This is a genomic window from Serratia sp. D1N4 (assembly GCF_054552755.1).
Map to the genome: position 1 here is coordinate 2,674,459 of NZ_CM137274.1, position 19,797 is coordinate 2,694,255.

The following is a 19,797-nucleotide window of genomic DNA, read 5'->3' on the forward strand; positions in this document are numbered from 1 at the left end:
ATCAGCAACGAGCGCTGGCAGAGCCTGGCCAACGTGCTGAAAATACCGCTCAGCGATATTCAGCACCTGATCCAGGCCGCATTTTGTCTATCTGGCGCGCAAAGTCGAAGACGACAACGCCAATTATATCAACAAACTGCACCTCACCGGCGTCAGCACCGAGCAGGATTTCAGCCGCTTTTATCCGATGGGTCAGGATGCGGCCGGGTTGATCGGTATTGTCGGGCAGGATAACCAGGGGTTAGAAGGCAGGTACTCGAACATATGAATATTCTGCCGGATGCTCAACCATTGAAGGTGGTATCAACGGTGAAAAGCTAAAACGCAAACGCACGAATTAGTCTGGACAGTGGCGATGAGATCGTGACAATAGTCACGAAACATCATTACTTAACATAAGGATAGCCATGCATACTCTTGACGCCATTCAACAACGCCGTGCCACCAAACAGTTCGATACCCAGCATGTGATGACGCTGGAAGAGAAAAAAGCACTGCTCAATATTGCGCTGCAAAATGCGCCCAGCGCGTTTAACCTGCAACACTGGCGTCCGTTGCTGATTGAAGATCGTGCGCAGCGTGAAAAAATCCGTGAATCCGCCTGGGGTCAGGCACAGGTGACGGACGCTTCAATGCTGGTCGTGTTGTGCGGCGATCTGCTGAGTTGGGAATCACAGGTGAAAACTATCTGGGGAGACGCTGCCGAACCCGTTCAGCAGTTTATGTTCCCGGCTATCGATCAGTATTACCGTGGCAGAGCGCAGGTACAGCGCGACGAGATCATGCGCAGCAGCGGGATCTTCGCTCAGACGCTGATGCTGGCCGCCAAAGCTCAGGGTTATGATTCTTGCCCAATGGACGGCTTTGATTTTGACGCCGTTGGCAAGATCATCAACAAACCAGAGCATTACCAGATCGCCCTGATGGTGGCGATTGGTAAAGGTATCGGCCAGCCTTATCCACGCATTGGTAAATTACCGCTGGATGAAATTGTGAAGTTCGATCGTTTTTAATTGCATTCGCTTCACCGTTCTCTTTCCCCGTTGGGAAAGAGAACGCCCTGACTTCCCCGTATCGAAACCCACTCAGGGCAGGGTAATTGCCTGATTAAAAGCTGGAATATCACGCCCATTTACCGGTGACAGTTGAAATAGCGACTATACTAAAAGCTCACACAGTGTGTGTGACAGAGTTCTAATCGACAAGATTAATAGTCGTTCAATGGGTACGAACTGAATAACATCACACAACCCAACTAAACTGTAAGTTCGCGAGGTGCTCCATGCTATACGTTGATATTCCAAGCCGTGAAGAGTTCTCCCGTTTATCCGATGTCCGCTCTGATGCCTGCATTTCCATCTACCTTGAAACTTCTCCGCTGCGCCAAAAATTAGAAGCCAGCAAAATTCAACTGGGTAACTTTATTAAAGAGGCATTGCAGCAGGTTGCTGAAAAAGGTTTGGATAAACGCCGCTTAGCCCTGTTGGAGGAAGAGCTTTATTCGGTGCTGGAAGATGAGGATTTTTGGGATCTGCATGCGCGCAGCCTGGCCATTCTGGCTACGCCGGACAGCATTACCACTTACCGTTTGGCGAATGAACTGCCCAACCAGCTTGAAGTGAGCGGGCGTTTCTACCTTAAACCTTTGCTGCGGGCACTAACATTCCCGCACTCAGCTTATGTTCTGGCCTTGTCCGAGAATCAGACGCGCCTGATCGAGTTTTTTGCCGATGTGCCGCCGGTGGAGGTTGCGGTGCCGAATATGCCATCTCACAAGCGTGACGCAATGGGGGATGCTGCATTAAACGATCATCATCATGGCGCGGTTCACCATAAAGTACGGCTGGCACAATACACCCGTAAAATAGACCAAGCTTTGCGCCCAATATTTGCCAACCATGACTACCCGCTTATTTTGGTCACTACCGAACCCTTGGCTTCTATTTATCGTGCCACCAACTCGTTACCGAACCTTACCGATGAAACGCTTTTCACCAATGCCGAGCATTTGGGGGCCTCTGAGCTGGTGACACAGGTTCGCCCAGTGTTGGAAAACTATTATCAGGCGCAGTTAAATGCCCTGAAGTCACGTTTTGAAGCCCGCTCCGGCGAGCGGCGGGTGACGCAGGATCTGTCCGACGCGGCCCGTGCGGCCACCTTTGGTGCCATCGATCTGCTGCTGATTAATATCGACAGCAGTGTGAGCGGAACCATTGATGACCAAGGCTTGATCTCTTTCAGCGGCAGCGATGATGAGGCCAGCTACGGGATTATCGATGAGATTGCTAAACGGGCGATTGCTACCGGGGCCAGGGTGCTGGCAGTGCGTAGCGAAGATCTGCCATCCGGTGCCGATCTCAACGCGATATTACGTTATCCGCTGTAAAACAAAAATCGCGAGTCTAAAGCGAAGCCCCGATATGGGGCTTTTTTGTACCTGCTGTTCCACTGACTACAGGCAAAAGAAAAGCCGGATAGACAGGCTATCCGGCTTTGGTTCAACGAAATGCTACTGATGATTAATAGTCAATGGCATCACGGATAATCGGGCAGGTCATACAGTGGCCGCCGCCGCGCCCACGGCCCAGTTCACTGCCCACAATCTCAATTACCTCAATCCCTTCTTTACGCAGTTGGGTATTGGTTTTGGTGTTACGGTCATAAGCCAGCACCACGCCAGGAGACAGAGCCACCATGTTGTTACCGCTGTCCCATTGCTGGCGTTCGGTATCGTAGTCGTTGCCTTCGGTCTCTACGACGCGCAGTTTCTTCAGGTTCAGAGCCCCGGCGATCGCTTCAACAAAGGTGCCTTTATCACGGCTCAGTTTCATGCCGGTTGGGCCGTCATCTGGGCGCAAGGAGAAGGTCTTGATCTGATCGACGATCGCAGGGTAGAGCGTGACCACATCACGATCACAGAAGGTGAATACCGTATCCAGGTGCATAGCGGCACGCAGTTTCGGCATTGCAGCAATCATTACCCGTTCAACACCGGAGTGCTTGTTAGCGAACAGTGCGGCCGCCAACTGGGTGATCGCCTGATGCGAAGTACGTTCGCTCATGCCGATCAGCACGGTTTTATTACCGATCGGCATCACGTCGCCCCCTTCCAGGGTTGCGGTACCGTGATGCACGGTTGGATCCCCCCACCAGACATTAACGTTACCTGCAAAATCTGGATGGAATTTGTAGATGGCCGTCGTCAGGATGGTTTCCTCGTGGCGGGCAGGCCAGTACAGCGGGTTCAACGTAACCCCACCATAGATCCAGCAGGTGGTATCGCGGGTATATAAGGTGTTTGGCAGCGGTGGCAGCAGGTATTCAGTAATACCTACCGCTTCGCGGATCAGTTTCAGCTCTTCGTGATCGGCATAGCCTTCTTTTGCCAGCTCGGTGGTGGAGAGGCCGCCAATCAGCACTTCTGCCAGAGCACGTGGTGCCAGGCCATCCAGGAAGCTGCGGGTTTCATTGAGGATGCCCAGCGACACTTCATTCGGCACAATCTGCTGATCCAGGATCCACTTTCTGGCTTCCGGCAGCGCCAGCGTTTCCGCCAGCAGGTTGTGCATCTCAACCACATCAACGCCGTGTTCGCGCATTTTGGTCATAAAGTCAAAATGGTCACGCTTGGCGCGTTCAACCCACAGCACATCATCAAACAGCAGTTCATCACAATTGCTTGGCGTCAGCCGGTTGTGCGCCTTGCCAGGCGCACAGACCATCACTTTATGTAATTTACCAACTTCTGAATGCACACCAAACTTTGTCTGTGTCTTTTTTTTAGTCGACATAATGACTTGCCTCAATCAGATAGTAATAACGCCCGTTGCAATGTTATAGATTGCAACCACTGCGGCGACCATAACGATAACGAAGAGCACCATTTCAGCCGGAGTAAACAGTTTTGCATGCTGTTCACGTTTGGCCATGATGTACAACAGTGTGCCTGGGCCATAGATAATGGCTGACAGCAGCAGATATTTCATACCTCCGGCATACAGCATTAACAGTGAGTAGAAAGTGGCGACCACCGCAATAATCAGGTCTTTTTTGTGGTCTCTTTTATCAGTTTCGTAGGTTTCACCCGTCCAGGCCAGTTTCAACCCATATGCTCCAACCAGCAGGTAAGGGATCAGGGTCAGTGAACTGGTCAGTTCAAGCGCCAGTTGGAATGCATATTGGCTGAACAGGGTCAGGATCAAGAACACCTGAATGGTGACGTTGGTTAACCAGACGGCGGAAGACGGGACCGCATTACTGTTTTCTGTGGCAAATACTTTTGGCATGCTCTGACTTTTTGCAGCAGAGAACAGCACTTCTGCCGCCAGCAGTGACCAGGAGAGATAAGCACCGAGCACAGAAACAATCAGGCCCACGCTGATGAAGATGGCACCCCAGCGCCCCACGATGGCTTCCAGCACACCCGCCATGGAAGGTTGACGTAAGGCAGCCAAATCAGGACGCAACATCACACCGTAAGACAGCATGGTGATCAGCACCAGCAGGCACAGTACGCCGATAAACCCCATCACCGTTGCGATGCCCACATGGCTGCGCTCTTTGGCATAACGGGAGTAGACGCTGGCACCCTCAATGCCCAGGAACACAAACACCGTGACCAGCATGGTGCTGCGTACCTGGCTGAACAGGGATTCAGGTTCAACCGTAGGTACAATCGCCGCCGCCGCATGACCGACATAACCGTAGTCATTAAGGTGAGACAAATCGCCAACGTTTGCAGCAACTTGCGGTGCACCCCAGAAGTTGAGCGCAAACATGTCACCTTTGAAAGCAAAGATCAGGACAATAACAAACAAGATGATAGGCAGGATTTTGGCGATAGTGGCAATGGTATTGATAGCCGCCGCGCTTTTCACCCCACGGAGTAACAGAATATGAAAGCCCCACAGAATGACCGAAGCCACTATTACGGCAGGGATGGTATTACCGTCACCAAATATGGGGAAGAATGCCCCCAAGGTTGATTTAATCAGCACAAAGTAGGAGACGTTACCAATACAGGTACCGGCCCAGAATCCAAGTGCCGCTGCAAATCCAAGGTAGTCACCGAACCCTTCTTTGGCATAAATGAATACGCCGGAATCAAGTTCGGGTTTACGTTGAGCCAAGGTTTGGAAAACAAAGGCCAGCATTAGCATACCACCGCCCGCAATACACCAAGCGATGATGGCACCAAACCCACCCGTTGCGCGCCCAAAGGTCGCCGGTAAAGAAAATATCCCGGCACCTATCATGGAACCCACCACCAAAGCGGTGAGAGACCATAGGGACAGTTTATTCGTTGATGAACTTGTCATGGTTTTCCTTACTGACACCAAGTCATAAGTTATGTGTTATTAAAGGCTAACGTTACGTACTCACGATTTAAATCATAGCCATAACCGCCAATTTTTCCTGCCAAGAGAAAATCCTTTACAATCATTGGCAGCATAGTTGCTCTTAATCAATGGGATCCGCTCTGTTAATCAGAATAAAATGCTGTAAATTAATTATTTATTGGTTAATGGTGCTTTCTGCAAGTGAAAATAAAAATATTATTTTATTTTTACCCTTGAGATACGTGGGTAGCTGGCTGAGTTATTACCGCATAGAAAGATAACGTTATTCCTATTTATCTTTTAATTAAAAATTGACATAACGCTATTCTGTCATGATGTTGTCACACGATGATGGTACTCAAGCGCGCAAATCATCAAGCGGGTTAATTGGTAAAACCTTAACCCTTCGATAGCGGTTAATTTGACCAGGGAATAAGGCTGTGTGCGCCACGTTCACTGACAATTATGCGTTGTGCAGATAACGTTATTGTACTAAAATTATTTTTATAAAAAACAGTAGGGTGCATCTGATCGCACTGAGTAATTGGTGGTAGCATAATGATTAAAAACGTAAGCCAGCACGCTTTAAAAAGCTTGAGCTGTTTTGCCGCAGTCACTTTCTTCTCAACAAGCCAAATGTGTGCCTATGAGTGTTTTCTCAACGCTAATGCCATGAGCATACTGTACTTTTTATCTATTATATCTAAGCCTTTGTTTTTTATCATTATAGGCTATATGGATGAAGTGGAGGATCTGACCAAGAAAGATATTGCGGTAAAAATAAAATCCATCATTTTGATTATGTTGTTTTGGAATATCGTTTTATCACTGATCAAGACAACATATATACAGCAAGGCTATCTCTTACAGAATGGCATACTGCTGAATATGGGTATCATCTATTTAATTTACCCGATCATCCTTAAAGGCATTAAGCATCTGAGAGTGACAGCGTTTTTCTTCGCCAGTCTGGTGGGTGTTATTGCACTGCTTGATATCTTCAGCCCGCTGGATACCCAAGATGATCCGCTGTTTATTTCCAGTTATTCATTTATCTGGGTCTGGGGTGGGTACTACATTTTTGGCCACATGCTTGGTTCTGAACAGGGGCGTTTGTTTACCAAAAGAGTGCGCGTGCTTGGGCTGGCAAAAATAATGCTTATTCCCATTGGCATCTCAATGTATTTTTATGAACGTTATTTATCAACCCATATTCAACCGAGCGTTGCTGGCTGGTTTGTGTTAGAACACATTCATCTGTTGGCCATGAGTCTGGTACTGTTTATTCTGTTCGATAATATCAATATCAAAAGCAGGCTGATAACCAATGTGGTCGAGTTTATCAGCCCGGCGATGGTAGGAGTGTATATCGTTCACTACAGCGTGTTTTACTTCATTACCACGCTGTATCATTTCGACGATGTTACATTAAAGTTCACACTGTTGGTGCTGGTGTTTATCGCCTCGGTGATTATTTGCCGTTTGCTACTTCTGAACAGGTTCACAGCCAGAATCATTTCCTTTTGAATCTTCCGTCGAAGCGGCAATGGGTATCCGGCGAATATTAATGCCAGTAATGGCTAATGCTAACGTCATTAACGGTGCAACAATATTAAACACGGCAAACGGCATATATCCCATGGTCGAAACGCCTAACACGGCGGCCATATAAGCACCGCATGAGTTCCATGGCACCAATGGTGAAGTAACAATACCGGCGTCAGACACAATACGCGACAGGTTCTCAGGTGCCAGCCCACGTTTGGCGAATTCGCCACGGAACAGGCGGGTTGGCAGCAGCAGGGCAATATACTGATCGCCAGCGGCGATGTTGAGCCCAATGGCGGTTGCTACCACAGAGGCAAACAGGCGGACAACGCCTTTGGCGCGCAGCAGCAGTGGGGTGACCAGCTTATTGAGCAAACCAAAGTCATCCACCATAATCCCGAAGGTGACCGCCCCGATGATCAACCAAATGGTCAGCAACATGCTGTCCATACCGCCGCGAGAAAGCAGGGCATCGATCTGCGCTATCCCCGAGTTTTCCTGAAAACCGTTGGCCATTGCCAACCAAATGGCTTTAATCGCCTGCAACGGCGCGGCTAAATCAGGTTCTGCTATAAACCGCACGATAACCTGCGGCTGCATAAAGGCGGCCATCACACCGGCCAACAATGCCGAACACATAATGGCCAGTGAGGCCGGTACCTTACATACCGATAATCCCAACAGGAATACCAGCGGCAGCAAGTTCCACGGAGTGATGTGGAAAAGCTCACCAAAACGAGTGAGTTCGTTATTGGTGACCGTCACATCAAAACCACTTTTATTGATGCCCAAAGCGATAAAAGCGATCAGAGCAATAACGCCCGCAGGAAGGGTGGTCCACAGTTGCGCACGAATGTGTGTGTACAACGGTACGCCGTTCAATTGCGCTGCCAGCACGGTACTTTCTGACAGCGGTGAGATTTTGTCACCCACGTAAGCCCCGGAGATCACCGCCCCGGCAGTGACCTCTGGCGATAGCCCCAGCATGTTGGCCAGACCCACTAACCCGACGCCCAGCGTACCGGCCGTCGTCCAGGAACTGCCGATACTCATAGACACAGCAACACAAACCAGGAAAGCGATGGGGAAGAACCAGTTTGGCGTGATCATCTGGATGCCGTAATACACCATAGTCGGAATGGTGCCAGACATATTCCAGGTGCCAATCAGCGCCCCTACGGCAAACAGGATAAAAATTGCACCCACAACGGTTGAGATGCCTTTACGCCCAGACTCAGAGACTTCATCCCAAGTGTGACCATTCTTTAAAACGATCACCGCGGTGAGCATGGTACTAATAATGATCGCTACCTGTAACGGGCCATTGACTGCATCCAAGCCAAACAGAGCAACGGAAGAACCCACCAAAACGATCAGGGTAAATATCGGGATCAGTGCATCAAGATAACTTGGCGCTTTCACCGTGCGGGGGGTTTTGGAATCAATAGCCATATGCGCTCCAAAGACAAATAAGACAATGGGATTGCGGAAGTTTTTAAGATCGTTGCACTGCTATAACCAGGGTAACTACTGCGCTAAGTATAGCTTGCAGCGATATATCGCAATGATTATTTGCACAATTATGTCGCTTGTCTGGCTGGCTGATGAATATGGCGCTCTCTTGCTGAAATCGGAGAGCGCTATGCGAGAAGCGTCTACTTCTCCAATACGTCGACAAATTTAGCTAACCATTGCGGGTGTGCTGGCCAGGCCGGAGCGGTAACCAAATTGCCATCAACATGTGCCTGATCGATACCGATATCAGCATATTCTCCGCCACTCAAACGCACCTCTGGGGCGCAGGCAGGGTAAGCGCTGCAGGTACGCCCTTTGAGCACGCCAGCCGCAGCTAATAACTGCGGGCCGTGACAAACGGCGGCAATCGGTTTGCGGGCGGCGTCAAACTCTTGCACTAATTCAATCACCCGCGGATTAAGGCGCAGATATTCGGGTGCTCGGCCGCCGGGGATCAGCAAAGCGTCATAATCTTCAGAGCGTGTTGTGGCAAAATCAGCATTCAGCACAAACCGGTGGCCCGGTTTTTCACTGTAGGTCTGCGCACCATCAAAATCATGAATGGCGGTCATAATGTAGTCGCCTTTGCTTTTGTCCGGGCACACGGCATCAACGGTATAGCCTAGCATTTGCAAAGCCTGGAAAGGCACCATGGTTTCATAATCTTCGGCGTAATCACCAACCAGCATCAGTATCTTTTTCTTGGACATTGTGAGCATCTCAGGTGGAGGAAAAACACTGTTAGTTATAGTCCATCAGCAGAGAGATGGGGAAGGTAATAATAAAAACCTGGATCACCGCAACGCTGCTTGGCATGCTGTATGAAAGTACGCCAAGCGCCTGAAGCTGTTTGGTGCTGGGGTAATGCTATAAATGACAGGAGGAACAAATGAGTCGTCTTACTGCAAAGGATTTTCCCCCAGAACTGCTCGAACTTTATGACTACTATGCCCACGGACTGATTTCCCGCCGTGAGTTTTTTGATCGCGCGGCCCGCTTTGCGGTGGGCGGGATCGCCGCCGCCACGCTTATCGGCTCACTGCTTCCTAACTATACCCTCGCTCAGCAGGTTGAGTTCACCGACCCTGATATCATCCCGCAATACATTAATTATCCATCCCCCAACGGCCACGGTCAGGTGCGTGGCTATCTGGTGCTCCCGGCCAAAGCACAAGGGCCGGTTCCCGGCGTGGTGGTAGTGCATGAGAACCGCGGGCTGAACCCGTATATCGAAGACGTCGCGCGCCGCTTGGCGAAAGCCGGGTTCGTTGCGCTCGCGCCGGATGGGTTGAGTTCCGTGGGCGGTTACCCCGGCAACGACGACAAAGGCAGGGAGTTGCAGCTCTTGGTCAATCCTGAAAAGCTGATGAATGACTTTTTCGCCGCCATCGAGTTCCTGATCCAGCACAAGGCGACCACCGGCAAAGTAGGGATCACCGGTTTTTGCTATGGCGGCGGTGTGGCCAATGCGGCTGCCGTCGCTTATCCAGAACTGGGTGCCGCAGTGCCGTTCTATGGCCGCCAGCCCAAAGCAGAAGATGTGTCACGCATCAAAGCACCGCTGCTGCTTCACTATGCCGCCTTGGATACCCGCATCAATGAAGGGTGGCCAGCTTACGAGGCCGCACTCAAAGCGGCGGGCAAAACCTATGAAGCCTATATCTATCCGGGCGTAAATCACGGCTTCCATAACGACTCTACGCCACGTTATGACGAAGCCGCCGCCAAACTCGCCTGGGACAGAACCCTGGCCTGGTTCCGACACTATTTGGCATGATGCCCAAGCTGGCGGCTAGACTCGCTTTAGCCGCCATGAAATTGGCTCAGAGCGCACCGCAGGTTTTCATACTTTATTTTACTCTGGAGGTATAGTATTTCAGACCAGCCAGCAGGCTAACTTGCTGGATTGTATGCAATCCACAGAATTTTTTAGAGAACTTATCTATGACGGACTTTTCCGCCTTATTACAGCAAGGCATAGGCAACGCCTGGCTATTTATCCCCAGTGCCATTTTGCTTGGCGCACTGCACGGCCTGGAACCCGGGCATTCCAAAACGATGATGGCTGCGTTTATCGTTGCCGTCCGGGGCACCATAAAACAGGCGGTCCTGTTGGGGTTGGCTGCCACGCTGTCACATACGACCGTTGTGTGGTTGATCGCCTTTGGCGGGATGTACCTGAGCCGCCAATTCACCGCAGAAGCCAGTGAACCTTATTTCCAACTTATCTCTGCGGTGATTATTTTGGCCACGGCCTTATGGATGTTTTGGCGTACCTGGCGCGGAGAGCAGCAATGGAAGGCCGGGCATGAGCCGCATGAACATGATGAATCACAGCTGATTGATACGGGGCACGGGCAGGTTGAGTTATCGATTTTTGAACAAGGCATGCCTCCTCACTGGCGTTTAAAAAATCTATCAGGACAACATTGGGGAGCCCAAAAGGTTACCGTCACCACGTTGAGGGAAAACGAGGCTCCGCAGCTTTTTGAGTTTGAAGAACACGGGGACTTTTTACAGTCAGTGCACCCGATCCCTGAACCTCACCATTTCACCGCGCGTTTATCGTTGACACATGGCGGGCACTCACATGATTACGAGGTCATGTTCCAGGAGCACGATCACGCGGAACTGACAGGGCTGGATGTCTCTTCTCAGGAATATCAGGATGCTCATGAAAAAGCACATGCCAGCGATATCAAACGGCGTTTTGCCAATCGTAACGTCACCACCGGTCAAATCGTCCTTTTTGGCCTGACCGGTGGCTTGATCCCATGCCCGGCCGCTATCACGGTACTTTTGTTGTGCATCCAAGTGAAAGCATTCACCTTGGGTGCCGCACTGGTGTTGTGCTTCAGTATCGGGCTGGCAATCACTTTGGTGGCCGTCGGTGTTGCCGCAGCCTATAGCGTCCAGCGAGCGACACAGCGTTGGAGCGGTTTCAACACGCTGGCGCGTAGAGCACCTTATTTTTCAAGCGTGTTGATCGCCGTTGTCGGTATCTACATGGGATACCATGGTTGGGCGGGGTTGATGAAATAATTCAATGCCCCCAAATGTGCCGAGCGAAGTAGGGTTAACTCGCTGAACATCAACCAACTTTAAGAGATTTTATGGATAAATACATTGCCCCCGTTGCACTCGAAAAAGCCTATCGCTTGATCAACCACGGCCCGACGATCCTGGTCTCTGCTCGCCATGAGCAGGTTGATAATGTGATGGCCGCCGCCTGGGCCTGTGCGCTGGATTTCTCACCGCCGAAGTTAAGCGTGGTGCTGGATAAATCGACTAAAACTCGCGAACTGATCGAAGGCAGTGGCACTTTTGTGGTACAGGTGCCTACGGTGGCGCAACTGCAATTGACCTATGAAGTGGGTAACCGCAGTCTGTTCACAGAGCCGGATAAACTGGCGCGTTGCGGGGTGACACTGTTTAGCATCGACGGCTACGATCTGCCTTTTGTGACCGGGTGTGCTGCCTGGCTCGCATGCCGCTTAATCCCGGAGCCGCACAATCAGCAAACCCACGACCTGTTCATTGGCGAAGTGAACGGTGCATGGGCAGATACGCGCGTGTTCAAGCAGGGGCATTGGCACTATGAAACCGCAGATCCATCACTGCGCAGTTTGCACTACATTGCCGGCGGGCAATTCTATGCCATTGGTGAGACACTGACGGCCAGCAAACAGAAGTGATAAGAAAAGGAAAGCCCTGATGCACAGAGAACGCCACAGCATAGAAAAGATCGGCTGGCTGCGAGCCGCCGTTTTAGGTGCCAATGACGGCATTGTTTCTACCGCCAGCCTGTTATTGGGCGTTGCTTCAGCCAACGCCACCCACAGCAGCATTTTGCTGACGGGAATTGCAGGCTTGGTAGCAGGGGCGATGTCGATGGCGACCGGGGAATATGTCTCGGTTTCCTCCCAGGCCGATACGGAGAGTGCCGCGCTGGCAGAAGAACAGGCTGAACTGCACGCTGATTATCCAGGCGAACACCGCGAGTTAACCTCTATTTATGTGCATCGCGGGCTGGATTTGGCGTTAGCCAAGCAAGTGGCAGAAAAGCTGATGCAGCATGATGCTCTGGGGGCTCACGCCCGCGATGAACTGGGTATTTCAGAAATCACTACCGCGCGCCCATTGCAGGCGGCGCTGGCTTCGGCAACGAGCTTTGCCGTCGGCGCGATACTGCCGCTTTGTGTCGCGCTGATTGTGGCTGCGCAGTGGGCGATCCCAGCCATCGCGCTATCGGCTTTGTTGTCGCTGGCGATCCTGGGCGGCATTGCGGCTAAAGCCGGGGGAGCCCCTATCGGCCCAGGCATTATCCGCATCACATTCTGGAGTGCGCTCGCCATGGGGGTATCATCCGGCGTCGGGGCATTATTTGGTTTGGTAGCAGGTTGACGACGGTAGTGGCTCGCTGCGGCAATGTTTCCGCCTCAGCGAGTTCCTTATTCCTAAGGGGTGAAAAACGTCCGTAAGAAAATCGGAACGCGCATAAAAAGTCATCTTTAGCCAAGAATACCAAACAGGTAAATAGTTTTGGCGAAACTCCCAATGGATTTTCATTGCTACCAAGTTTCGCAACTCGCAGAACGCCATACCTCTCTTGCACAGCCTCAATCGACAGCCCGGTGTTATATCCGCTAAGGGCTTTATTTTCACACTCTCGATGCAATCTCATCAACGTGGCGTTATGTGCTTTACTTAGGGGAGTTACTTATTTCTGAACTTTCTCACCGTCTTGTCACGAAGTAAAACCCAAAAAAAGAAGGTTGTATTATCATGACTCAGATTTTCACTTTAACATTGTCCCCATCGCTAGACAGTGCAACAACCACCGCCAAAATCTACCCTGAAGGGAAGCTACGCTGTACTACGCCGATATTTGAACCCGGCGGCGGAGGGATCAACGTAGCCCGCGCCGTTGTGTATCTTGGTGGGCAAGCTACCGCGATTTTCCCTATCGGTGGCCCGACGGGCGAACACTTGAAAGAGCTGCTCGATCGGGAAGGTATTCATACGGAAACCTTGAGAACCCAGGACTGGACGCGGCAAAACCTGCACGTTCATGCAGACAATAGCGGCGAGCAGTTTCGTTTTGTTATGCCGGGTGCGCGCTTGAATGAGGCAGAGTTTGATCAGCTTGTGGAGCGCGTACACAACATTCCTTCCGGTTCAATTCTGGTGATCAGCGGCAGTTTGCCGCCAGGTACCGCCATTGAAAAATTAACTTATCTGGTGCAACAGGCACAGGCAATGGGCTTGCAATGTATCGTTGATAGCTCTGGCGATGCGTTAAAGGCTTGCCTGGATTTGGGCGGGCTTGCGTTGGTAAAACCCAATCAGAATGAGCTCTCAGCGCTGATCGGCCGATCGTTGGAACACCCTGATGATGTGCGCAGTGCCGCTCAGGAATTGGTTCAGTGCGGTGCCGCCGAACGGGTGGTGGTGTCGCTTGGGCCACAGGGGGCATTGGCGATCGATCGGGATCACTGTGTGCAGATAGTGCCGCCGCCGGTGAAGAAAATGAGTACCGTCGGGGCAGGTGACAGCATGGTAGGTGCGATGACATTGAAGCTGGCGCACGGCGCCGATCTGATCGATACCGTGCGCTTTGGCGTGGCAGCAGGCAGTGCGGCTACGCTTAATCTGGGCACGCGTCTTTGTTCATTAGAGGATACTCAGCGGCTGTATCACTACATCTGCAAAAATTCGCATTAGCGTATCCCGTCACTAGGCTGGCTGCCGATGTGGGCAGCCAGCAAGCCGATACTAAATCTTATGGGCCGGTAGGGTGATTCTGCTTTCAACGTGGTGGAGCTCTTTGTACAGGTTAACCATATATAGCATGATGACGATCGAGAATGGCAACCCGCATAACACCACCGCCGTTTGCATTGCCCCGAAGCTCCCCGCATACAGTAAACCAGCACACACCAGCGTGGTGACTGATGCCCAGAAAATCCGCAGCCAAGCGGGGGCATCATCACTGCTGGTTCCCCCGATACTGGAGAGATTGGCAATCATCAGCGTTCCTGAATCAACCGGCGTCAGGAACAGGACAAAGCTGATCAATATCGTGAAACCGGTGGTAATTTGCGTATAGGGCAAATATTCAAGCAGTTGAAACACCGCCATTGGCGGATCGGAGATTGCCACTTTGCCGAGCAGAGCATTGCCTTGCTCCAAGACTAAGCTGATAGCGGTATTACCGAAGATCGACAGCCATGCCAGCGTAAAACCCAAAGGGATTAACATTACGCCAAGGATCAGTTCACGAATGGTTCGGCCTTTAGAAATCCTGGCGATAAACATCCCGACAAACGGAGCCCAGGCAACCCACCATGCCCAATAGAACAGCGTCCATGCTCCTTGCCATTGGCGGGCTTTACCATAGAGATAAACATCAAAACTCTTACCCACCAGCGAAGAGAGATAATCCCCGGTATTTTGTAATAACCCGTTGACCAGATTGAGCGTTGGCCCATTCAGAAAGACAAACAGCAACAGCAGACTCAAAAAGCCGATATTGATATTCGACAATATGGCAATGCCTTTCTCCACGCCAGTCACCGCAGCAAGCGTGGCCACGATCATCATCACGACGATCAGCATCAGCAACACGTACGGGGCTTGGGGAATATCAAACAGGTAGTTCAAGCCAGAATTTAGCAGCAATGCGGCAATCCCCAGATTAGTGACCATCGAAATAACGGTCACCAGAATTCCAAAACTGTCTACCAGATGACCAATCCAACCGTGGATCCGCTCACCAAACATCGGGTACAAGGCCGAACGTAACGCCAGTGGTAATCCACGGCGATAGGCAAAATAGGCTAGTGCGGTAGCAATCAGCGCATACAGCGCCCAACCGTGCAGCCCCCAATGGAGGAAGGTGATCACCATCGCTTCACGGGCAGCCTGCGGCGTTCCGCCTGTTCCTTCCGGTGGCTGTAGGAAGTGATCGAGAGGTTCGTAAGCACCGTAATAAACCAACGCGATGCCAATCCCGGCGGAGAATAACATCGAGATCCAGGAGAGATAATTAAACTCGGGTGCTTCGTCCTCTTTGCCTAACTTGATCTGCCCAAAACGTGACAGTGCCAGCCAGAACACAAATATCATGCAAACCACCATCAGCAGCATGTAGTACCAGCCAAAAACGTCCGACATCCATATTTGCGCTTCACTTAACCATTTCTGACTACCGGTAGGAAAGAATGCCACCAACAGACCCAGCAGCAGAATAACCGTTGCTGAAGTGAAAAAAACGGGGGCATTAAGCCGTATCGATTCTTCATCGACGGGTTTTGGATTCATCACTGTCATTTGTCAGTTCCATGATGCAAAGGTTGTTGAACGGCGTCGCCCGCAAATAGCAAGCGATTTTTAACAAAAAGAAACCGTTTGTTTTACATTTTTGCAGCATATAGTATGTTGATTGAGCGTTCAATCAATGAATTTTTTATGTACTATGGGGTGAATCCACATCACTTTCGGAGGCCAGATGTACCGCAAAGACATTCCAGATCAGAGAAAAGAGCAGTTGATTAACGCGGCTTGTAAAGTTATCGGAGACGTAGGTTTGGCGGGGGTGACCATCTCCCAGGTAGCCAGCTTGGCAGGGATGTCCGGCGGGCTCGTCAGCCACTACTTCGGCGATAAAGAGGCCTTTCTCAACGCGACGATGCGTAAGATGTTGCGCGATCTCCATGACGCCATTGCTGAGTGCCGTAAAAATGCGGATAGCTCAGTGAAAGCACAACTTTTTGCCATCATCGACGGCAACTTTCACCCTAGCCAGACCAATTCTCTGTCAATGCGCATCTGGCTCAACTTTTGGGCCGCGAGCATGCATCAGCCAGCGCTGAGCCGCTTGCAGCGCGTTAACGATCAGCGCCTGTTTTCAAATATTTGCTATCAATTTCAAAAAGTCATGCCAAAGGAACAGGCACGCAAGGCGGCTCGTGGGCTCGCTGCAATGATTGATGGCTTGTGGCTACGCGGAAGCCTGACAGGAGCGGCTTTCAACGCCAGCAAGGCCAGTGAAATTGCTTATGACTATGTTGAAAGCATTTTATCTTCAAGCACTTAATCACCTCTAAATAGAAGGAACATGTTAATGGCAAGATTTCCGGTACAACGGCTTTATATTGATGGTCAATTGACCGATGCCAGCGGTTCTGAAACGTTTCACACCATCAACCCCGCGAACGGCGAAATACTCGCAGAGGTACAACGTGCTACCGAAGCCGATGTGGAACGTGCGGTGGTGAGTGCCGAGCGTGGTCAAAAAATCTGGGCGGCCATGACCGGGACCGAACGTTCACGCGTTTTGCTACGCGCCGTTGAGATCCTGCGTCAACGTAACGATGAGTTGGCGCAGCTTGAAACGTTAGACACCGGCAAGGCTTACTCTGAAACATCAGTTGTGGATATCGTTACCGGTGCCGATGTGCTGGAATATTATGCTGGCCTTGCCGACGCCTTCGAAGGGGGGCAATACCCGTTACGCGATACCAGCTTCTTCTATACACGCCGTGAACCATTAGGCGTAACCGCCGGGATTGGGGCTTGGAATTACCCGATTCAAATTGCGCTGTGGAAATCGGCACCTGCTCTGGCTGCCGGTAATGCCATGATCTTTAAGCCAAGCGAAGTGACCCCTTTGAGTGCGCTGAAGCTGGCGGAAATTTATACCGAAGCCGGTCTGCCCGATGGCGTGTTTAATGTTCTCCAGGGCGCGGGGCGTTACGTCGGCCAATTGCTGAGCGAGCATCCACGTATTGAAAAAATCTCCTTCACCGGCGGCGTTGAAACCGGCAAGAAAGTGATGGCCAGCGCCGCCGCTTCCTCACTGAAAGAAGTCACCATGGAACTGGGGGGTAAATCACCGCTCCTGATCCTGCCAGATGCCGATATCGAACTGGCAGCAGATATCGCCATGATGGCCAACTTCTATAGTTCTGGTCAGGTTTGTACTAACGGAACCCGCGTGTTTGTTCATCGTTCACAACAGGCTGCGTTGGAACAGGCGTTAATCACGCGAGTTAAGCGTATTCGCCTTGGCGATCCGATGGATCCTCTCACCAACTTTGGCCCACTAGTCAGCTTCCAACATATGGAAAACGTGTTGAGCCACATCGAAAGCGGCAAGGCTGAAGGTGCACGCCTGCTTTGCGGCGGTGCTCGCGAAACCTCGGGGGCTTTCGCACAAGGGGCGTATGTACAACCGACCATTTTTACCGACTGTGAAGATCATCACACCATCGTCAAAGAGGAAATCTTTGGCCCGGTGATGAGTATTCTGACCTACGACGATGAACAAGAAGCCATCGCCCGAGCAAACAACACCCAATTTGGTTTGGCGGCTGGCGTGGTGACCCGCGATCTGGCGAAAGCGCACCGTACCATTCATCAGCTGGAAGCCGGTATTTGCTGGATCAACGCCTGGGGTGAGTCGCCCGCACAAATGCCGGTTGGCGGCTATAAGCAGTCCGGCGTCGGGCGTGAAAATGGCATCAGCTCACTGGCGCACTACACGCGCATCAAGTCAGTTCAGGTTGAACTCGGTACTTTCAGCTCGATATTTTAACCGCATCTATTGGAGTATTTATGAGTAATATCAGGGAGTATGACTACATCATTATCGGTGCTGGCTCGGCAGGCAATGTGTTGGCAACGCGCCTGACCGAAGATGCTGATGTGACAGTGTTACTTCTGGAAGCCGGGGGCCCGGACTATCGCCAGGATTTCCGCACCCAGATGCCCGCGGCATTGGCTTTCCCGTTACAGGGCCGCCGCTATAACTGGGCTTATCTTACCGATCCTGAACCCTTTATGAATAACCGCCGCATGGAGTGTGGGCGGGGTAAGGGCTTAGGCGGATCCTCGCTGATTAATGGGATGTGTTATATCCGTGGCAACGCTCTGGATTACGATAGCTGGGCGAAAGAGAAAGGGCTGGAAAACTGGAGCTATCTGGATTGTTTACCTTACTTTAAAGCCGCGGAACGCCGTGATATCGGCGGCAATGACTATCATGGTGACAACGGCCCCGTCAGCGTCACAACGCCAAAACCGGATAACAACGTGCTGTTCCACGCGATGGTCGAAGCGGCGGTGCAAGCCGGTTATCCACGCACCGACGACCTTAATGGTTATCAGCAGGAAGGTTTTGGCCCGATGGACAGAACCGTCACACCGCGCGGCCGCCGCTCCAGCACCGCGCGTGGTTACCTTGATCAGGCACGTCCACGCCAGAATCTGACTATTGAAGTGCATGCGGTCACCGATCGCATTCTTTTTGATAACCAGTGCGCCACCGGCGTAGCCTGGCTGCAAAAAGGAGAAAAACGCCATGCACGCGCGCGGCGTGAAGTGCTGCTTTGTGCCGGTGCTATCGCTTCACCACAAATCCTGCAGCGCTCCGGCGTCGGCCCAGGCGAACTGCTGAAAGGCTTAGATATCCCGATCGTTCTCGATCTGCCAGGGGTAGGGGCCAACCTGCAGGATCACCTGGAGATGTATCTGCAGTATGAGTGTAAACAGCCCGTCTCTTTATCCCCGGCGATGAAACTGCACAATCGCCCAGCGATCGGGGCGGAATGGTTGCTGATGGGAAGCGGCGTTGGCGCCAGTAACCACTTTGAGGCCGGTGGCTTTATTCGCAGCCATGAAGAGTTTGAATGGCCGAACATTCAATACCATTTCCTGCCGGTCGCCGTTAACTATAACGGGTCTAACCCGATAAAAGTCCATAGCTTCCAGGCGCATGTGGGCTCGATGCGTTCGCCAAGCCGCGGGCGCATCCAGGTTCGTTCAAAAGATCCTAATGAGCATCCGAGTATTCTGTTCAACTATATGGCACACGAGCAGGACTGGCGGGAGTTCCGCGCCGGGATCCGCATTACGCGTGAAATTATGCAGCAACGTGCTCTGGAGCCATTCCGCGGCAAAGAGATTTCGCCGGGTATTAATAGGCAAAGCGATGCCGAGCTGGATGACTTCGTGCGTAATCATGCAGAAACGGCTTACCATCCATCCTGCTCAAACGCCATGGGTTACCACAATATGGCGGTAGTTGGAAATGATGGCAAAGTGCACGGCATCGATCGGCTGCGCGTTGTTGATGCCTCAATTATGCCGCAGATCACCACCGGGAACCTGAATGCACCTACCATTATGATTGCCGAGAAAATCGCCGACGCAATCCGTGGCCGCCAGCCGTTGGCGCGTATTGAGGTGCCTTATTATGTTGCCAATGGTGACCCTGTTCGGCGCTAGTGGTTGGGGCAGGGTGTAGAAAAGGGCAGGTTTCATAATTGATAAGGAAGGCAAGTAAATCCATCGGCTAAGCACGGGTTAGTGATGGTTTTGCCTGACTGGCCAT

The 19,797-nt window shown here is 51.5% G+C and carries 17 protein-coding genes; 12 read left to right on the plus strand and 5 right to left on the minus strand.

Translation table 11 applies throughout. From position 1 onward, the window contains the following. Positions 1 to 136: 136 nt before the first annotated feature. The 3 genes from ACX1CU_RS11680 (at position 137) to ACX1CU_RS11690 (ending at position 2,386) form a co-directional block, all read left to right on the plus strand. A complete protein-coding gene (locus ACX1CU_RS11680) occupies positions 137 to 268 on the plus strand; it encodes a hypothetical protein (RefSeq protein WP_459402790.1) in 132 nt (43 codons plus the stop codon). Positions 269 to 407: 139 nt separating this feature from the next. Next, the gene (locus ACX1CU_RS11685) at positions 408 to 1,013 is read left to right on the plus strand and encodes a nitroreductase family protein (RefSeq protein WP_459398493.1); all 606 of its coding nucleotides are present in this window, start codon (positions 408 to 410) and stop codon (positions 1,011 to 1,013) included. Positions 1,014 to 1,282: 269 nt separating this feature from the next. After that, positions 1,283 to 2,386, plus strand: coding sequence for a baeRF11 domain-containing protein (locus ACX1CU_RS11690; protein WP_459398494.1), 1,104 nt, complete (start codon positions 1,283 to 1,285; stop codon positions 2,384 to 2,386). A 133-nt stretch (positions 2,387 to 2,519) separates the two neighbouring features. On the opposite strand, the gene arcA is transcribed toward ACX1CU_RS11690, so the two are convergent. Together arcA and ACX1CU_RS11700 are read right to left on the minus strand one after the other, a co-directional pair. Next, positions 2,520 to 3,791 carry an arginine deiminase gene (arcA, locus tag ACX1CU_RS11695; protein WP_459398495.1) on the minus strand — a complete coding sequence of 424 codons (1,272 nt, stop codon included), beginning with the start codon at positions 3,789 to 3,791 and terminating at the stop codon, positions 2,520 to 2,522. A gap of 15 nt (positions 3,792 to 3,806) precedes the next feature. After that, entirely contained in the window at positions 3,807 to 5,318 is a 1,512-nt protein-coding gene (locus ACX1CU_RS11700; RefSeq protein ID WP_459398496.1) for an amino acid permease, read from the minus strand. A 579-nt stretch (positions 5,319 to 5,897) separates the two neighbouring features. Here ACX1CU_RS11700 and ACX1CU_RS11705 point away from each other — a divergent pair. Then, entirely contained in the window at positions 5,898 to 6,866 is a 969-nt protein-coding gene (locus ACX1CU_RS11705) for an acyltransferase family protein (RefSeq protein WP_459398497.1), read from the plus strand. Here ACX1CU_RS11705 and ACX1CU_RS11710 read toward each other — a convergent pair. Continuing rightward, complete coding sequence (locus ACX1CU_RS11710) at positions 6,825 to 8,339, minus strand: Na+/H+ antiporter NhaC family protein (RefSeq protein WP_459398498.1); 1,515 nt, start codon at positions 8,337 to 8,339, stop codon at positions 6,825 to 6,827. The genes ACX1CU_RS11705 and ACX1CU_RS11710 overlap by 42 nt on opposite strands. Before the next feature lie 203 nt (positions 8,340 to 8,542). Then, on the minus strand, positions 8,543 to 9,112 hold the full coding sequence (locus ACX1CU_RS11715; protein ID WP_459398499.1) for a DJ-1/PfpI family protein: 570 nt from the start codon (positions 9,110 to 9,112) through the stop codon (positions 8,543 to 8,545). 179 nt (positions 9,113 to 9,291) lie between these two features. Here ACX1CU_RS11715 and yghX point away from each other — a divergent pair, with 179 nt between their 5' ends. The 5 genes from yghX to pfkB all read left to right on the plus strand — a co-directional run bounded on the left by yghX (position 9,292) and on the right by pfkB (position 14,126). Beyond that, positions 9,292 to 10,179, plus strand: a complete 888-nt coding sequence (yghX, locus tag ACX1CU_RS11720; protein WP_459398500.1) for a YghX family hydrolase — start codon at positions 9,292 to 9,294, stop codon at positions 10,177 to 10,179. Between the two features lie 167 nt (positions 10,180 to 10,346). Next, positions 10,347 to 11,444 (plus strand): nickel/cobalt efflux protein RcnA, encoded by a 1,098-nt coding sequence (locus ACX1CU_RS11725; RefSeq protein ID WP_459398501.1) that lies wholly within the window; start codon positions 10,347 to 10,349, stop codon positions 11,442 to 11,444. A 71-nt stretch (positions 11,445 to 11,515) separates the two neighbouring features. Further along, positions 11,516 to 12,097: a flavin reductase family protein gene (locus ACX1CU_RS11730; protein WP_459398502.1), complete on the plus strand. Its 582-nt coding sequence runs from the start codon at positions 11,516 to 11,518 to the stop codon at positions 12,095 to 12,097. A 19-nt stretch (positions 12,098 to 12,116) separates the two neighbouring features. After that, on the plus strand, positions 12,117 to 12,806 hold the full coding sequence (locus ACX1CU_RS11735; protein WP_459398503.1) for a VIT1/CCC1 transporter family protein: 690 nt from the start codon (positions 12,117 to 12,119) through the stop codon (positions 12,804 to 12,806). Positions 12,807 to 13,187: 381 nt separating this feature from the next. Further along, on the plus strand, positions 13,188 to 14,126 hold the full coding sequence (pfkB, locus tag ACX1CU_RS11740) for a 6-phosphofructokinase II (protein ID WP_459398504.1): 939 nt from the start codon (positions 13,188 to 13,190) through the stop codon (positions 14,124 to 14,126). Positions 14,127 to 14,177: 51 nt separating this feature from the next. On the opposite strand, the gene ACX1CU_RS11745 is transcribed toward pfkB, so the two are convergent. Next, entirely contained in the window at positions 14,178 to 15,734 is a 1,557-nt protein-coding gene (locus ACX1CU_RS11745; RefSeq protein ID WP_459398505.1) for a BCCT family transporter, read from the minus strand. A 178-nt stretch (positions 15,735 to 15,912) separates the two neighbouring features. On the opposite strand from ACX1CU_RS11745, the gene betI reads away from it, so the two are divergent. From betI to betA, 3 genes are read left to right on the plus strand one after another with little or no spacing between them, the layout of a single operon-like run. Further along, on the plus strand, positions 15,913 to 16,500 hold the full coding sequence (gene betI / locus ACX1CU_RS11750) for a transcriptional regulator BetI (RefSeq protein WP_459398506.1): 588 nt from the start codon (positions 15,913 to 15,915) through the stop codon (positions 16,498 to 16,500). 27 nt (positions 16,501 to 16,527) lie between these two features. Then, on the plus strand, positions 16,528 to 18,000 hold the full coding sequence (gene betB, locus ACX1CU_RS11755) for a betaine-aldehyde dehydrogenase (RefSeq protein WP_459398507.1): 1,473 nt from the start codon (positions 16,528 to 16,530) through the stop codon (positions 17,998 to 18,000). A 20-nt stretch (positions 18,001 to 18,020) separates the two neighbouring features. Beyond that, the gene (betA, locus tag ACX1CU_RS11760) at positions 18,021 to 19,691 is read left to right on the plus strand and encodes a choline dehydrogenase (protein ID WP_459398508.1); all 1,671 of its coding nucleotides are present in this window, start codon (positions 18,021 to 18,023) and stop codon (positions 19,689 to 19,691) included. Positions 19,692 to 19,797 lie beyond the last annotated feature (106 nt).

Excerpts from the sequence above, each read along its gene's own strand:
- ACX1CU_RS11685 (WP_459398493.1), top strand. The coding sequence starts at position 408 with ATGCATACTCTTGACGCCATTCAACAACGCCGTGCCACCAAACAGTTC.
- ACX1CU_RS11690 (WP_459398494.1), top strand. The coding sequence starts at position 1,283 with ATGCTATACGTTGATATTCCAAGCCGTGAAGAGTTCTCCCGTTTATCC.
- arcA (WP_459398495.1), bottom strand. The coding sequence starts at position 3,791 with ATGTCGACTAAAAAAAAGACACAGACAAAGTTTGGTGTGCATTCAGAA.
- ACX1CU_RS11700 (WP_459398496.1), bottom strand. The coding sequence starts at position 5,318 with ATGACAAGTTCATCAACGAATAAACTGTCCCTATGGTCTCTCACCGCT.
- ACX1CU_RS11705 (WP_459398497.1), top strand. The coding sequence starts at position 5,898 with ATGATTAAAAACGTAAGCCAGCACGCTTTAAAAAGCTTGAGCTGTTTT.
- ACX1CU_RS11710 (WP_459398498.1), bottom strand. The coding sequence starts at position 8,339 with ATGGCTATTGATTCCAAAACCCCCCGCACGGTGAAAGCGCCAAGTTAT.
- ACX1CU_RS11715 (WP_459398499.1), bottom strand. The coding sequence starts at position 9,112 with ATGTCCAAGAAAAAGATACTGATGCTGGTTGGTGATTACGCCGAAGAT.
- yghX (WP_459398500.1), top strand. The coding sequence starts at position 9,292 with ATGAGTCGTCTTACTGCAAAGGATTTTCCCCCAGAACTGCTCGAACTT.
- ACX1CU_RS11725 (WP_459398501.1), top strand. The coding sequence starts at position 10,347 with ATGACGGACTTTTCCGCCTTATTACAGCAAGGCATAGGCAACGCCTGG.
- ACX1CU_RS11730 (WP_459398502.1), top strand. The coding sequence starts at position 11,516 with ATGGATAAATACATTGCCCCCGTTGCACTCGAAAAAGCCTATCGCTTG.
- ACX1CU_RS11735 (WP_459398503.1), top strand. The coding sequence starts at position 12,117 with ATGCACAGAGAACGCCACAGCATAGAAAAGATCGGCTGGCTGCGAGCC.
- pfkB (WP_459398504.1), top strand. The coding sequence starts at position 13,188 with ATGACTCAGATTTTCACTTTAACATTGTCCCCATCGCTAGACAGTGCA.
- ACX1CU_RS11745 (WP_459398505.1), bottom strand. The coding sequence starts at position 15,734 with ATGACAGTGATGAATCCAAAACCCGTCGATGAAGAATCGATACGGCTT.
- betI (WP_459398506.1), top strand. The coding sequence starts at position 15,913 with ATGTACCGCAAAGACATTCCAGATCAGAGAAAAGAGCAGTTGATTAAC.
- betB (WP_459398507.1), top strand. The coding sequence starts at position 16,528 with ATGGCAAGATTTCCGGTACAACGGCTTTATATTGATGGTCAATTGACC.
- betA (WP_459398508.1), top strand. The coding sequence starts at position 18,021 with ATGAGTAATATCAGGGAGTATGACTACATCATTATCGGTGCTGGCTCG.